This window comes from Flavobacterium sp. MK4S-17, from assembly GCF_009848495.1.
Lineage (GTDB): Bacteria > Bacteroidota > Bacteroidia > Flavobacteriales > Flavobacteriaceae > Flavobacterium.
Map to the genome: position 1 here is coordinate 95,566 of NZ_WWEP01000014.1, position 12,792 is coordinate 108,357.

Here is a 12,792-nt window from a genome sequence, read left to right on the forward strand (position 1 = left end):
AAACTGCAAAAATAGGTATTATTTAGTGATTTGAAAATAGCAAAAAGCTGAAAAGTAGGCTTTATAACTATAAGCTGATTAATTATTTTTAAGCTTTGCTGCAAAAAAGCGTTTCATGGAATAACCAAACAGTAAACCGCCTAATAACCATATAGGTATGCCTACTGCAAAATTACGCCATCCTATTTCTTCATCTTCAATAGCAGGTAATAGTATTTCCATCAGGATAAACATAATAGTACCCCAGGTTAGCCCTTCTTTTATCCAGCCTTTTTTATTGTAAGGGTTTTGTGGCAGGCTAATCCCTGCATCTCTATATCTTGCAGGCTGCTTTTTTAACCATGCATTTTTTAGCTGTTTCCTGAACCAGCCCCACACAGGAAACGTAACCGCAAGTATAATGAATGAAAATATATTGGTAAAACATGGAATAACATTACTGCATGTAGGGCAGTACAGTCCAAACCAGTTTTTAAAAGCCGTATTGTTTTGTACTGACCATATCCTCCCGTCATGTATAGTGTTGCAATGGGGGCATGGTATAAAGCTTCTTTCATATAAGGGCTTGTCGGTACTTATTTCTATTAATGAAATTTTCGGGACGCGCTGCCCTAAAACCAATTCGTTAAATGCAAGCCCCGGGTTAATTATCCAGTGCAGCATTGCAATATTTTTCCAGTTTAATACCTTGTATTTTTCTTTATCAAACTCCATATATTTCCTTTAGTGGCCTAATGATACAAAAAATATTTTAAGTATATTCACCTTTTATTTTCTTGTCATTACAATTTCAAGGCTTTTGTATTCGGGCTTGCCATTTTTTGTGTCAAACATTTCCATCCTGCGGGTATTGTCATCTACAAAAGTATATACTTCCCTGAACTGAACCGTTTGCCCTGTCATTGGGTCAACTGTCTCACCTTTAAGGCTAAACGATTTTTTTTCGGCATCATAAGGGCCTTTTACAACCATCATACCCGTTCCGGAATTATCAATAAATGTTGAAGTAATTTCCTTTGATTTGTTGTTGTAGGCAACAGTGCTTTTTCCTATCCAGTCCATACCCATCATTTTTCCTGTAAAAGTCATTTCCTGGTAGCGTCCGCCCATTATCATTTTTACATCGGCAGTTGCTTTGTCAACTTGTGGTTCGGCACCGGGCTCCATCCAAAACGTCATGGTAACATCCCATTTTCCGGTTTCTTCGGCAAGCATTTTATGTACATCACCCGGTGTGGCATAAGCCTCCCATGCTTTTTGCATAGCTACCGAGTCCATCGGCTGTTCAGGTGCAGGTTCCTGCTGTACAACCGTATCTTTTTCAACTTCTACTGTTGCTTCCTCTACTTTTACTTCTTTTTTGCAGGATGTAATAGCCATTGCCATAATGGCAAGGCTGATGTAAATTTTTTTCATAATTGTTCAGTTAATGATGTTTGTTAACGTAAAAGTATGAAAAAAACCATTTGGAAAACCCTTTATTCGTTTAAGTGCTGATAGGCTCCGGCATCAGGGTTTGCTGTCCTGCTTACATTGTTAAGGTCAGCAGGAACCTGCGCTGCAACCGCAGTGCTGCCTATGCCTATTGCTGCAGAAGTATTCAATATATTAAGGTTATTTCTTTGCGGATTTACAAAATCAGCAGTATTTGCAATAGAACTTTCTGCTATCAGTACACTATTATAATTCACAATGCCGCCACCGTTAAACTGGTACAGCGGGTGGTTTGCAAACCTGTTGTTAAAGTCAACAAACTTTATAAGGCTGTTGCTAAAGGTGCAGTTAAATGTAACTTCTGGTGTATCAGCACCTGCATTTTCCAACGAGATGCCCAGGCTGGAAGAACCATACATAATACAATTTTCAAATGTGGCATTCAGGCTGCTTAACTTTAATACTTCACCGTCAAGCTGATAATCGTTTACCAGCAGCGGTACCTGGCTGGGGTGGTTAAAGTAATTGGCAAAAGTACAGTGCTTAAAACTGTAGTTTCCGCCCAAAGTACATGCTACCGAAGCCTGCCCGGCAATATTTGCTGCCAAATTTGTAGCGGTTATATCTGCATTTACACCCAGTATTCCAAAATTCCTGTGGTTATAAATTTGTGAATTATTAATGCTGAGCTTTGGTTTTGTAACTTCATCGCCGATTGGAGCTGAAGCAAGAATACCAATTTCAGCGTTTTTAAGCGTAAGGTGGTTTATAGCATTATCCTCTGCCGACATTAGTAAAACCCCAAACCATTGGCCGGGAATATTTGCAAAGCCCGGTTCCAGCCTGTCGCCTTCAAAAATTACTTCATTTTCTGCTGTCTCCGGGTCACTGGAAGTGGTACCGTTTATTTCCAGCTTAGCCCCGGGGCGCACCATCAGCCCGGAGTTGGCATGAAAATGCACACGTGCCCCTGGGTCTATAACCAGTGTTTCTCCGTTGGGCACAGTAGCAAAACCATATATAATATAAGGTTTGGTATTGTTCCAGTGGTATTCATCACCATTATTAACATCACTATGGTCAAGATTAAAGCCATATATATAAACAGCCTCGCTATCAGGGTTGGTTTCGCTGTCATAGCGCACGCCCTCATATAAGCCCTCATCATTCCGTTGCGGGTATAAAAAATAGGCATCCTGTATCAATGTTACCAGGTGCACCTCCTGCACACCGTTTGTACTGGAAAACTCAATTTCATCTGTATATAAAAAATCATCAGGATTGGCTTCCGCAACATCTACAGTAGTTTCAATAAATATAAACATGCTGTCTTTGGCAAGCAGCTCTACATCTGTAAACGATGTACCGCTCATGCCATCTACCATAAGGCGGTATTTAGAGTCCGGCTTTTTAAGCCTTATGCTTGGTATGGCTATATCTTTTTTACTTCGGTTATATACCTTTAGCATATAGGTACTGGAACCTATGTTTGTAAACACAGTATCTAAATAAACAGTATCCCTTGAAAACTCAAGGTTACCACTGCTTGGCTCAAATTCAAAATCGTTGCGGCAGGAGGTTAATGATACAATTAAACCAGCAAAAAATAATAACAGGCAGTGGCGCATCGGTTAACAATTTTTGGTAAAAGTAGCTATTAATTTGTAATATTAAAATGTGTAACGGCGTATTGCCTGTTTTAGTCTGTAACGCTTTCGCAAAAGGCAGTCTTTTCGTACTTTTGGGTTTCTTAAAAAAACATGTATGGAGTTTAACAGGGAAAAAGCACTTAAAATGTGCAATGATTACAGCAGGAATACATTAATGCAAACCCTTGATATTACCTATACCGATGCTGGAGAGGGATTTCTTGAGGCAAAAATGCCGGTTAATGCCAAAGTACACCAGCCTATGGGTTTACTGCATGGCGGTGCCACCGTTGCCCTTGCTGAAAGTGTGGGCAGTGCGGCATCGTTACTGTTTATAAATACAGATTTGCAGGAGGTGAGGGGTATAGAAATTTCTGCAAACCACCTTCGCAGCAAAAGGGATGGGGAAGTTACAGCCACCGCAAGGATAATACACCAGGGAAGAAGCCTGCATTTATGGGAAATAAAGGTTACCGATGAGCAGGGCAGGCTAATTTCGCTTTGTAAAATAACTAATATGATTTTGCCCAGGAAGAAACATTAAAAGTTAATGACAGATATATTTTTAAAGATAAAAGAGCAATTAGGGTTTAAAAGGCCGTTTGCTGTTTACAGCAAGCCGAGTAATGATGTACTTACAGGTATCTTTCAAAAAGAAGAAGGCTTTTATGAAGCTGATTATTGCACCGAAGGTTTTGTTTTTGTACCTTTTAATCAGGGAAAAACAATTTTTATACCTAAAAGCAAAAGCGATATAATTATTACCAAGATTAAAGATGGAGGTGTTGTACCTACGCAATCTATGGCAATGACGATTGACAGCGACGCAAAGGAACTGTTTGAACAGCTTGTACAAAAAAGCGTTAATGCCATAAGAAATGGGGAATTTGAAAAACTGGTTACTTCCCGTACCGAAGCCGTTAATTACAATAACGACATTATTGGTACTTTCAGCAGGCTGTTATATACTTATCCTAATGCTTTCCGTTACTGCTTTTACAGCCCTGAAAGCGGATTATGGATGGGCGCAACCCCGGAACAGCTGCTGAAAATTAAAAACAATACACTGCATACTGTAGCTTTGGCCGGCACCCAGTTATATATGGAAGACGCTAATGCAGTTTGGGAAGAAAAAGAAAAAGCGGAACAGCAGTTTGTAACGGATTATATTTTAAAATCGCTTGAGGGACATACACAACATATACAGGCAACAGCACCTTACACTTTCAGGGCCGGAAACCTGCTCCACATAAAAACCGATATTTCGGCTCAATTAACTGACGGGCCAAACCAGGAAGCAATTATAAATATTTTGCATCCTACTCCTGCCGTATGTGGGCTGCCAAAACAACAGGCAAGGCAATTTATAATAGATAATGAGGGGTATAACAGGGAATATTATTCCGGTTACCTTGGTGAAATTAATTATGACTTTACTACCGGCAGCACTGTAACCGACCTTTTTGTAAACCTGCGCAGCATGAAGCTTACCAATAATGAGGCACATTTATTTATAGGCTGTGGGATAACAAAAGACAGCGAGCCTGAAAAAGAGTTTTATGAAACCGTAAACAAGAGCCTTACCATGAGGCGTATTTTATAACTGCCATACTGTTTAAACTTTGTAACTTTGCGGTAACTGAATAAAAACAAAATGAAATTAGATATACTGGCTTTTGGCTCGCACCCTGATGATGTAGAACTTAGCTGTGGTGCAACCATAGCGAAAGAGATTAGCCTTGGCAAAAAAATAGGTATTATAGACCTGACAAGGGGAGAGCTTGGTACACGCGGCTCGGCAGAAATAAGAGACGAGGAAGCGGCAGCAGCAGCAAATATACTTGGAGTTTCTATAAGGGAAAACCTGCATTTTAGGGACGGTTTTTTTATAAATGATGAACAGCACCAGCTTGAGGTAATAAAAATTATCAGGAAATACCGTCCGGATATGGTGCTTTGCAACGCTATAGACGACCGCCATATAGACCACGGCAAAGGCAGCAGGCTGGTTTCTGATGCCTGTTTCCTTTCAGGATTGCGAAAAATTGAAACAGAATTAGAGGGGGTAAATCAGGAAGCCTGGCGCCCTAAAGTAGTATATCACTACATTCAATGGAAAAACATTGAGCCTGATTTTGTAGTGGATGTAACAGGCTTTATGGATAAAAAAGTAGAATCATTAATGGCATACAGGTCTCAGTTTTATGACCCGAAAAGCAATGAACCGGTTACACCTATAGCCACAAAAAATTTTAAGGACAGTATTTTATACCGTGCGCAGGATTTAGGCAGGCTTATAAATAGCGAGTATGCAGAGGGTTATACTGCCGAACGCTATGTGGCGGTAAACAGCATAAGCGATTTAGTGTAAAAAGTTGCTTTTTTACTTGCATAAAAGCGTAATTGAAATTATATTTGCACTCGCAAAATAAATGGTGATTGTAGCTCAGTTGGTTAGAGCGTCGGATTGTGGTTCCGAAGGTCGTGGGTTCGAGACCCATCATTCACCCTTAAAAAAGCCCTTTGAATTTTCAAAGGGCTTTTTGTTTTAAGCCAAGAGGGAACATAAAATTTGCATGTATAAATTATAATTTATCAAATGTTAAAATTTATATCTTTATCCTAATTTAAAAGATAATAATATGCAGGTTGATTATACCGAACTTGAAAGTAAATTTGATTGTGCCTGCCAGGAAGCAGTTGATAGCCTGGCGACGGAGTATAAATCAAAATACGAATCGGGCGGGCCTGGAAAACTGGAAGCTTTTCTTGAGCTGATACAGGTGGAGTTTGAAAAGGTAGAGAATAATTTTATATCGGAAAATAAGATAAAAAAAGATTCTGAAGCTTTAAAACGCATAAGGGCTATCGCTAAAAATTATGCTAAAAGATGTGTTACCGATTACAGTAAATTAAAAAAGTAGGTATCACAATTTTGTGGAAATTTAAAAAAAGGTGTAGATTATTTCTACACCTTTTTTGTGTAATCATATCAAAATACTGAGCAAATACCCATTATAAAGCTGTTGGCACATGCATTGTTTTAAATATTGTGGATTAAACAATATGCACAACAATAAATTAGTGAACAGCTATGAAGAGTAATACAATTAACCCCAAAAATTTATATGCACAGGAAGGCACTATAAATGATGACCAGCGTAACCTTGCTGAATTTATTTCCGGTATTTTTAATGAATCTTTCAAAAAAACATTTTCAATCAGCCAGTATCCCTCTACGGGATTTTTAGTTTTAGCAGCTACTTTTATAATACTAATTGCAGGTGCTTTCATGGCTTTTGAATTTCAGCCTGACTTCTATAAGTTAAATGTTGAAAGATTAAATTCATCAGGCGGAAAAATTCTGTTGGGAATTGGGCTCTCACTGCTTGCATTTAAATTTTTATTCTTTATATACAGCCTGATTTTATATTTCAGGTATAAGCCTGTAGCGTCAGTTTCAAATGATTTGCTGCCCACCTGTACTGTTATTGTACCTGCTTATAATGAGGGCAGGCAGGTGTGGGACACATTAATGAGCCTTGCTGAAAGCGATTATCCACAGGAGAAACTGCAATTACTCGCCATAGATGATGGCAGTAAAGATGATACCTGGTACTGGATGCAAAAAGCAAAGCAAACGCTGGGCGACCGTTTGTCAATTTACAAGCAGCCGGAAAATAAAGGTAAACGCCATGCTTTATATCGCGGGTTTAATTTGGGTACCGGTGAGATTTTTGTAACTGTTGACAGTGATTCTGTAGTAAAACAAGATACGTTAAGAAATTTGGTAAGCCCATTTGTTGTTAATGAAAAGTGCGGTGCGGTAGCCGGAAATGTTCATGTTTTAAACAAGAGCAACGGCATATTACCCAAAATGCTGAATGTAAGTTTTGTTTTAAGTTTTGAGTTTATACGCTCGGTAGAAAGTGCCTTAGGCTCGGTATTTTGTACGCCGGGGGCCTTATCTGCCTATAGGAGCGAAGCAGTTTTTAACTGCCTGCCGGAATGGATAAACCAGACTTTTATGGGACAGCCTTCGGATATTGGGGAAGACCGTGCCATGACAAATATGATACTAAAACAAGGATACCACGTGCAGTTCCAGAGAAATGCTTATGTACTTACAAATGTACCTGTTCAGTATAAAGGGCTTTATAAAATGTTTATCAGGTGGGGAAGGAGTAACGTGCGCGAAAATATAATGATGGGTAAATTTATATTTAAAAATTTTAGGAAAGAGTCAAAATTTGGGACAAGGCTGTTATTTTTAAACCAATGGATTAAAATAGTAATGGCTTACCCTGTTATATTGCTAATGCTGCTATTTATATTTACACACCCGTTATTATTTTTAAGTTCGACGTTTTTAAGTATATTAATACTTTCCAGTTTCCCGGTTTTCTTTTATGCTAAAAGGTATAATGATATTCCTAACTCATTTTGGGCTTACTCCTACAGTATATTATATACATTCGGCTTGTTCTGGATAACACCCTATGCTATTGCAACAGCAGGTAAAAAAGGATGGCTAACACGCGATTTACCCGCAGCAGCATAAATAACTTTAATTCTGTTACTACTATATAAAAATGCCTTTTTGCAATTTGCAAAAGGCATTTTTTTATACTACTATGTTCAGCCTGCATATGTTGTTATATAGTGTTGAAAGTAAGTTATTTGTCTCAAATTGATACTCTTTTTGTCTTAAATTGCATGTTTTTATTCAGGGCCGATACTTAACTTTATAACATGAAAAACTTAAAATATACAATCAGCATTGCAGCAAGCCCTAAAAAGGTATGGGATACCATGACAGGGAAAGAAACTTATAAAGACTGGACGAATGCCGCATGGCCGGGCTCTGATTTTAAGGGTGAATGGAAACAGGGTGAAAACCTTAAATTTACAGGAAACGATGGCAGTGGTACATTAGCTACGGTAACCATTTTTGATCCTTACAGTAAAATATTACTAACCCATATTGCTCTTTTACAGCCCGGAAGTATAGAAGATACGGAAAGCGAGTGGGCTAAAAAGTGGACAGGCAGTTTAGAGTGCTATAATTTTACAGAAAAGGGCGGTACAACTGAACTAACCATCGATATGAAAGTTAATGAAGATTGGGAAGCCATGTTCAATGAGGACTGGCCCAAAGCCCTAGCCCGCCTGAAACAAATTTGTGAAGCCTGATTGCTGGCCTGTTGTAACAGGTGTTTAAAATAAAAAACCGGAAAGGACATAAATCTGTTCTTTCCGGTTCTGTGGAGTCGCCGAGAATCGAACTCGGGTCCAAACAAGCAATTAAAGGGCTTTCTACACGCTTAGTTTCCGCTTATTTTTTCGATAGCATGCCAGGCCGGAAACTGCCACATGCTACTTAGCTCCTAAAGTCTCGGTACAGCCTCGGAGCAGGGCTGTCCCCAGGTTTATTTTTACGGTCCTTCTATTCGAAACGCCATAAACCAGGGCTTTTCAGAAGGATCCCGCCTCCCTGCCTTGCAGGGACGTGGCTTTATCTTACTATAATTCAGAATTAAGCAGCAAGAGCGTAGTTATTTTCGCCGTTTAAATGTTCGAAGCAATGATGTTCGGGAACCGCTTCACTTCCCGGCGTGCTTACCGTTCAATTCGACCTGCTGTCAAAACCAATCGACCCCGGTTTGCATAAAGCAAGGTTGCAAAAATAATACCATTATTTGTTTCCTGCAAGCCATAATTAAATGGGTGTTTACATTTGATAAGGCTGTTTATTTATATATATTTGAAACCGTAAATTTTAATCAGGAATTTGACAGGTTATTAAAATATATATCAAAGTTTTAAAAATATCTAAATAATAACGGTGTTATTAATTATAAAGTAATGAAATTCGGAATTATAAGAGAAAGGAAATCCCCACCGGATAAAAGGGTAGTTTTCAGCCCTGAAAAGCTTAAAGAACTTGTAAAGCTGTATCCTCAGGCCACAGTTAAGGTTGAACCGTCAGATATAAGGGTTTTTAATGAGGAGGAATACAGGGGCGCAGGAATTGAAATCAGCAGTGATTTAAGTGATTGTGATGTACTGCTGGGGGTTAAGGAAGTTCCGGTTGACGCGCTTATACCAAATAAAAAATATTTTTTCTTTTCGCACACTATTAAAAAGCAGCCTTACAATCAAAAGCTCCTTCAGGCTGTGCTTGATAAAAATATTGACCTGTATGACCATGAAACCATTGTGGATGCCAGCAACAGACGACTGATAGGTTTTGGCCGCTATGCCGGTAATGTGGGTGCTTATAATGGATTCAGGGCGTTTGGGATGAAGTATGGATTATTTGATTTGCCTAAAGCGGAAACCCTGGCCGATAAACAGGCGCTTATAGCAAAGCTAAGAAAACAGGTTTTACCCCCCATTAAGATTATGCTTACCGGAAAAGGCAAAGTGGGTATGGGAGTTAAAGAAATTTTGGATGCAATAAAAATAAAAGAAGTACCTGTTGAAGATTTCCTGAATAAAACCTATACCAACCCGGTGTATGTTCAGCTTGACGTGCTTGATTATAATAAGCGCGAAGACGGCAAAATTTTGGATAATAATGATTTTTATACTAATCCGGATGCTTATGTTTCAGATTTTGAAAGATTTACCAAAGCAGCCGATATTTACATGGCCGGGCATTTTTATGGCAATGGTGCACCTGCAATACTCACACGAGAAATGCTTAAGGCAAAAGATAACCGTATAAAGGTAGTGGCCGATATATCATGCGATGTTAACGGGCCTGTTGCCAGTACTGTACGCGCTTCAACCATTGCACAGCCTTTTTACGGCTACAACCCACATGACGGTGAAGAGGTGGATATGTTTCATCCTGCCGCAATAGCAGTAATGGCTGTGGATAACCTGCCGTGCGAATTGCCAAAAGATGCCAGCGAAGGATTTGGCAAAATGTTCCTGGAACATGTTATTCCCGCTTTTTTTGACGGGGATAAAGAAGGGATACTGAAACGCGCTCAAATCACCGAGCAGGGCAGGCTTACCGAACGGTTTAAATACTTAAAAGGATATGTCAATGAAAATCATTTGACGCATTAAAATAAAAACCTGCAACTATTGCAGGTTTTTTTAATTACTCGATATATTAAGAATTTTAAATCCCCAGTAATTGGGATTTTATTATTTAGGTAATTTCTTTTAATTGCTAAACAGGTAATTATACTTATTGTTGTATTCTTAAATTATTGTTAATTTACACTCCAATTACTTACATTTAAACTTAACAATTTTAATATGGCAAATTTTACAAAATCAGATTTATACTTTGATGATTACAACAATTACGCTGATAGTGGAGACAATCCGAATTATATTGGTATAAGAGATAGAATTCAAGTAGATAAGACTGAGGTATATGAGGTTGTATATTTTTGTAACAGTTTTTTAGAAAAATATCAATGGCCTTACACAAAATTTTATTTCCAAAAAGTTGAACGTATTATTAGAAAACATACTGCAAGCAAAATTGTAATGAGAACTAAATTAGAGGAGTTTGTTTGTAATAACCAAAATATTCAATTGTAAGGTTTTACTATGCTGGATTTCTTTAAAAATATTGGTAGTGATACTTCAGATTATGTAAAAACAAGGTTTACAAATCCATTTTTACTGTCGCTACTGGGAGTTTGGATTATACGAAACTTTGACTTTATATATGCCTTTTTTAATTTCGCTGAAGGCGTAACACTAACACAAAGAATAGATTACTTTCACAGATATTTTAATAGTAAAAATTTATTTTTTGAACTTTTAATTAATGTTTTATGGACAACATTAATTCTAATATTATCATATTTATTATTACTTGGTTCTCGATGGCTTACTAATCAATATACTAAAGCTTTAAATGAATTAAATAAAAATACTGCAAGAGGTTCAGTTGTTTCAAAAGAGGAACATGAAATTTTAGAAAAACATCTGAAAAAAGTAAAAACAGAGAGAGATCAGCTTAAAACTGAAGCTAGATTTCATGACGATATAGTAAAAGATAAAAATCAATCCATCGAGAAACTATCTACTGAAGTCAATCGTTCACAAAACAATTACGCAGCTTTACAACTACTTCAAGATAAATTAAATATTGAAAAGAAAAATTTAACAACAGAGAATGAGAAACTAAATGAGGATATTAAAATTGTTAAAAAAGATTTACAAACCTCTGAACGAAATTATAATGAAACTAAAAATTTATTAGATATTACCATAACTAATATTAATAAGTATCTCGATTTTGGCCATGTCGACGACGATGATTTAACCAAACTTAAATTTTTAACTTATTTATCACCTTTCAAAACTATTATATTTTCAAAATTATTGTATGAAGAGATTAAGGGGCTTAGCGAAAGTGAACGTATTAACTTTGAAATTATGCTAAGAGAATTAGCAGAACAGAATTTACTAGTTTCTTTTTATAGAATAGGAGAATATATTAATAATGATAATATAAGTAATACTGAAATTGAGTCAAAAGATTTGGATTATTATGAGAGTCTTGATTTAATTACTGAAGAGATTTTTTACCCTAGATCCTCTACAGATAATAATGAATTAGATAAGTACATGCTCACTGGTAAGGGTGAATTACTCTTCAAAGTACTCACTGCAATTTTAAATAATAAGGAATGATTAAAAAATATAGTATAGGTAGATTTTTAAAATCATTAAATCATTGGAAATTGCTTTTAAGTGGCTTATTTGTAGTCTTATTGTTTCTGATTATATCAGTATATTTTGATTTATTTAATGAAAAATATGTAAATAAAACTATCCAGCTTTTTCCCGCTATTATAGCTTTAATAGCATTGGCAATAAGTATTTCCCTCTACGATAAATTTGGTATGAAAAAATACATCTATGAAAAGAAGATTAAGGTGGCTTTAGAATTACTGGAGTTTATCAAAACTGAGTTAACAATTTATGTAACATTATGTACTGATAAAGGTTTTCGTGAATTAAATGTAGTATCAATTAGTAGAGATGCGTTAAAAAGAAAAGATTTGAGTTTACTTCTGGATAACACGTTGGTATTTTCTTATAAAGAATTTAAACACGTTCAAGATAAAATTGATGATTTACAATATAGTGTGTATTTGGAACGTAATATATCTGATAAGTTATACTTCATAACTACCTTCAGAAACATAGAAAAATTCCGGTCGTTTAAGATGAATAACTCTAACTTTACAATTGCTGAATTTAAATGTAATATTGAAGACAATTCATTTATAATACATTCTACAAATAATATAACCTTGAGGCAGTATATTGAAAGTTACCTTGATGTAATCCAAGAAATTGAAAGCTGGCTCGAATCTCAAACTAAAATTAAAGGGTTATTGAACTTTAATTAATGATTGTTTTACTCATATCTATCCGCAAAATGTTGCTTTTTGTTACGATTTGTAGCGGTAAATATAGTGAATTGGTTTTAATTAAATTCCATGTAAAATAATAAAGCCCTGAAATACAGGGCTTTTGTGATGTGATCGCGCCAGGATTCGAACCTGGGACCGCCTGCTTAGAAGGCAGGTGCTCTATCCAGCTGAGCTACGCGACCCTGAATCCTTGGGTTCTCAAATACATTATGTTGTCGGGGTGGCAGGATTCGAACCTGCGACCTCCTGGTCCCAAACCAGGCGCGATGACCGGGCTACGCTACACCCCG

13 protein-coding genes, 3 tRNA genes and 1 other RNA gene are annotated in these 12,792 nt (G+C 36.9%); 11 read left to right on the forward strand and 6 right to left on the reverse strand.

All coding sequences use genetic code 11. From position 1 onward, the window contains the following. Positions 1 to 78 precede the first annotated feature (78 nt). The 3 genes from GSF09_RS07305 to GSF09_RS07315 form a co-directional block, all read right to left on the reverse strand. On the reverse strand, positions 79 to 714 hold the full coding sequence (locus GSF09_RS07305) for a hypothetical protein (RefSeq protein ID WP_159800295.1): 636 nt from the start codon (positions 712 to 714) through the stop codon (positions 79 to 81). 54 nt (positions 715 to 768) lie between these two features. Next, positions 769 to 1,416 (reverse strand): DUF1579 domain-containing protein, encoded by a 648-nt coding sequence (locus GSF09_RS07310; protein WP_159800296.1) that lies wholly within the window; start codon positions 1,414 to 1,416, stop codon positions 769 to 771. Between the two features lie 62 nt (positions 1,417 to 1,478). Next, entirely contained in the window at positions 1,479 to 3,062 is a 1,584-nt protein-coding gene (locus tag GSF09_RS07315; protein WP_159800297.1) for a hypothetical protein, read from the reverse strand. 136 nt (positions 3,063 to 3,198) lie between these two features. Between GSF09_RS07315 and GSF09_RS07320 the strand changes: the two genes are divergently transcribed. The 7 genes from GSF09_RS07320 (at position 3,199) to GSF09_RS07350 (ending at position 8,276) form a co-directional block, all read left to right on the forward strand. Next, positions 3,199 to 3,627 carry a PaaI family thioesterase gene (locus tag GSF09_RS07320; RefSeq protein ID WP_159800298.1) on the forward strand — a complete coding sequence of 143 codons (429 nt, stop codon included), beginning with the start codon at positions 3,199 to 3,201 and terminating at the stop codon, positions 3,625 to 3,627. A gap of 6 nt (positions 3,628 to 3,633) precedes the next feature. Further along, the gene (locus GSF09_RS07325) at positions 3,634 to 4,686 is read left to right on the forward strand and encodes an isochorismate synthase (protein ID WP_159800299.1); all 1,053 of its coding nucleotides are present in this window, start codon (positions 3,634 to 3,636) and stop codon (positions 4,684 to 4,686) included. 51 nt (positions 4,687 to 4,737) lie between these two features. Then, a complete protein-coding gene (gene bshB1 / locus GSF09_RS07330) occupies positions 4,738 to 5,454 on the forward strand; it encodes a bacillithiol biosynthesis deacetylase BshB1 (RefSeq protein WP_159800300.1) in 717 nt (238 codons plus the stop codon). 63 nt (positions 5,455 to 5,517) lie between these two features. Further along, positions 5,518 to 5,593 (forward strand) — tRNA-His (locus tag GSF09_RS07335). 132 nt (positions 5,594 to 5,725) lie between these two features. Beyond that, positions 5,726 to 6,007 carry a hypothetical protein gene (locus tag GSF09_RS07340; protein WP_159800301.1) on the forward strand — a complete coding sequence of 94 codons (282 nt, stop codon included), beginning with the start codon at positions 5,726 to 5,728 and terminating at the stop codon, positions 6,005 to 6,007. A gap of 170 nt (positions 6,008 to 6,177) precedes the next feature. Continuing rightward, the gene (locus GSF09_RS07345; protein ID WP_159800302.1) at positions 6,178 to 7,644 is read left to right on the forward strand and encodes a glycosyltransferase family 2 protein; all 1,467 of its coding nucleotides are present in this window, start codon (positions 6,178 to 6,180) and stop codon (positions 7,642 to 7,644) included. 191 nt (positions 7,645 to 7,835) lie between these two features. Next, positions 7,836 to 8,276 carry an SRPBCC domain-containing protein gene (locus tag GSF09_RS07350; protein WP_159800303.1) on the forward strand — a complete coding sequence of 147 codons (441 nt, stop codon included), beginning with the start codon at positions 7,836 to 7,838 and terminating at the stop codon, positions 8,274 to 8,276. A 69-nt stretch (positions 8,277 to 8,345) separates the two neighbouring features. On the opposite strand, the gene ssrA is transcribed toward GSF09_RS07350, so the two are convergent. Continuing rightward, positions 8,346 to 8,743, reverse strand: a transfer-messenger RNA (tmRNA) gene (gene ssrA, locus GSF09_RS07355). A 205-nt stretch (positions 8,744 to 8,948) separates the two neighbouring features. On the opposite strand from ssrA, the gene GSF09_RS07360 reads away from it, so the two are divergent. The 4 genes from GSF09_RS07360 to GSF09_RS07375 all read left to right on the forward strand — a co-directional run bounded on the left by GSF09_RS07360 (position 8,949) and on the right by GSF09_RS07375 (position 12,478). After that, complete coding sequence (locus GSF09_RS07360) at positions 8,949 to 10,163, forward strand: NAD(P)-dependent oxidoreductase (RefSeq protein WP_159800304.1); 1,215 nt, start codon at positions 8,949 to 8,951, stop codon at positions 10,161 to 10,163. Positions 10,164 to 10,358: 195 nt separating this feature from the next. Beyond that, positions 10,359 to 10,649, forward strand: a complete 291-nt coding sequence (locus tag GSF09_RS07365) for a hypothetical protein (RefSeq protein WP_159800305.1) — start codon at positions 10,359 to 10,361, stop codon at positions 10,647 to 10,649. A gap of 9 nt (positions 10,650 to 10,658) precedes the next feature. Then, positions 10,659 to 11,753: a hypothetical protein gene (locus GSF09_RS07370; RefSeq protein WP_159800306.1), complete on the forward strand. Its 1,095-nt coding sequence runs from the start codon at positions 10,659 to 10,661 to the stop codon at positions 11,751 to 11,753. Next, positions 11,750 to 12,478: a hypothetical protein gene (locus tag GSF09_RS07375; protein ID WP_159800307.1), complete on the forward strand. Its 729-nt coding sequence runs from the start codon at positions 11,750 to 11,752 to the stop codon at positions 12,476 to 12,478. The genes GSF09_RS07370 and GSF09_RS07375 overlap by 4 nt, the downstream gene beginning before the upstream one ends. A gap of 132 nt (positions 12,479 to 12,610) precedes the next feature. On the opposite strand, the gene GSF09_RS07380 is transcribed toward GSF09_RS07375, so the two are convergent. Both GSF09_RS07380 and GSF09_RS07385 read right to left on the reverse strand, forming a co-directional pair. Further along, positions 12,611 to 12,684: transfer RNA gene (locus tag GSF09_RS07380), tRNA-Arg, on the reverse strand. A gap of 33 nt (positions 12,685 to 12,717) precedes the next feature. Further along, positions 12,718 to 12,792 (reverse strand) — tRNA-Pro (locus GSF09_RS07385).

Excerpts from the sequence above, each read along its gene's own strand:
- GSF09_RS07305 (WP_159800295.1), bottom strand. The coding sequence starts at position 714 with ATGGAGTTTGATAAAGAAAAATACAAGGTATTAAACTGGAAAAATATT.
- GSF09_RS07310 (WP_159800296.1), bottom strand. The coding sequence starts at position 1,416 with ATGAAAAAAATTTACATCAGCCTTGCCATTATGGCAATGGCTATTACA.
- GSF09_RS07315 (WP_159800297.1), bottom strand. The coding sequence starts at position 3,062 with ATGCGCCACTGCCTGTTATTATTTTTTGCTGGTTTAATTGTATCATTA.
- GSF09_RS07320 (WP_159800298.1), top strand. The coding sequence starts at position 3,199 with ATGGAGTTTAACAGGGAAAAAGCACTTAAAATGTGCAATGATTACAGC.
- GSF09_RS07325 (WP_159800299.1), top strand. The coding sequence starts at position 3,634 with ATGACAGATATATTTTTAAAGATAAAAGAGCAATTAGGGTTTAAAAGG.
- bshB1 (WP_159800300.1), top strand. The coding sequence starts at position 4,738 with ATGAAATTAGATATACTGGCTTTTGGCTCGCACCCTGATGATGTAGAA.
- GSF09_RS07340 (WP_159800301.1), top strand. The coding sequence starts at position 5,726 with ATGCAGGTTGATTATACCGAACTTGAAAGTAAATTTGATTGTGCCTGC.
- GSF09_RS07345 (WP_159800302.1), top strand. The coding sequence starts at position 6,178 with ATGAAGAGTAATACAATTAACCCCAAAAATTTATATGCACAGGAAGGC.
- GSF09_RS07350 (WP_159800303.1), top strand. The coding sequence starts at position 7,836 with ATGAAAAACTTAAAATATACAATCAGCATTGCAGCAAGCCCTAAAAAG.
- GSF09_RS07360 (WP_159800304.1), top strand. The coding sequence starts at position 8,949 with ATGAAATTCGGAATTATAAGAGAAAGGAAATCCCCACCGGATAAAAGG.
- GSF09_RS07365 (WP_159800305.1), top strand. The coding sequence starts at position 10,359 with ATGGCAAATTTTACAAAATCAGATTTATACTTTGATGATTACAACAAT.
- GSF09_RS07370 (WP_159800306.1), top strand. The coding sequence starts at position 10,659 with ATGCTGGATTTCTTTAAAAATATTGGTAGTGATACTTCAGATTATGTA.
- GSF09_RS07375 (WP_159800307.1), top strand. The coding sequence starts at position 11,750 with ATGATTAAAAAATATAGTATAGGTAGATTTTTAAAATCATTAAATCAT.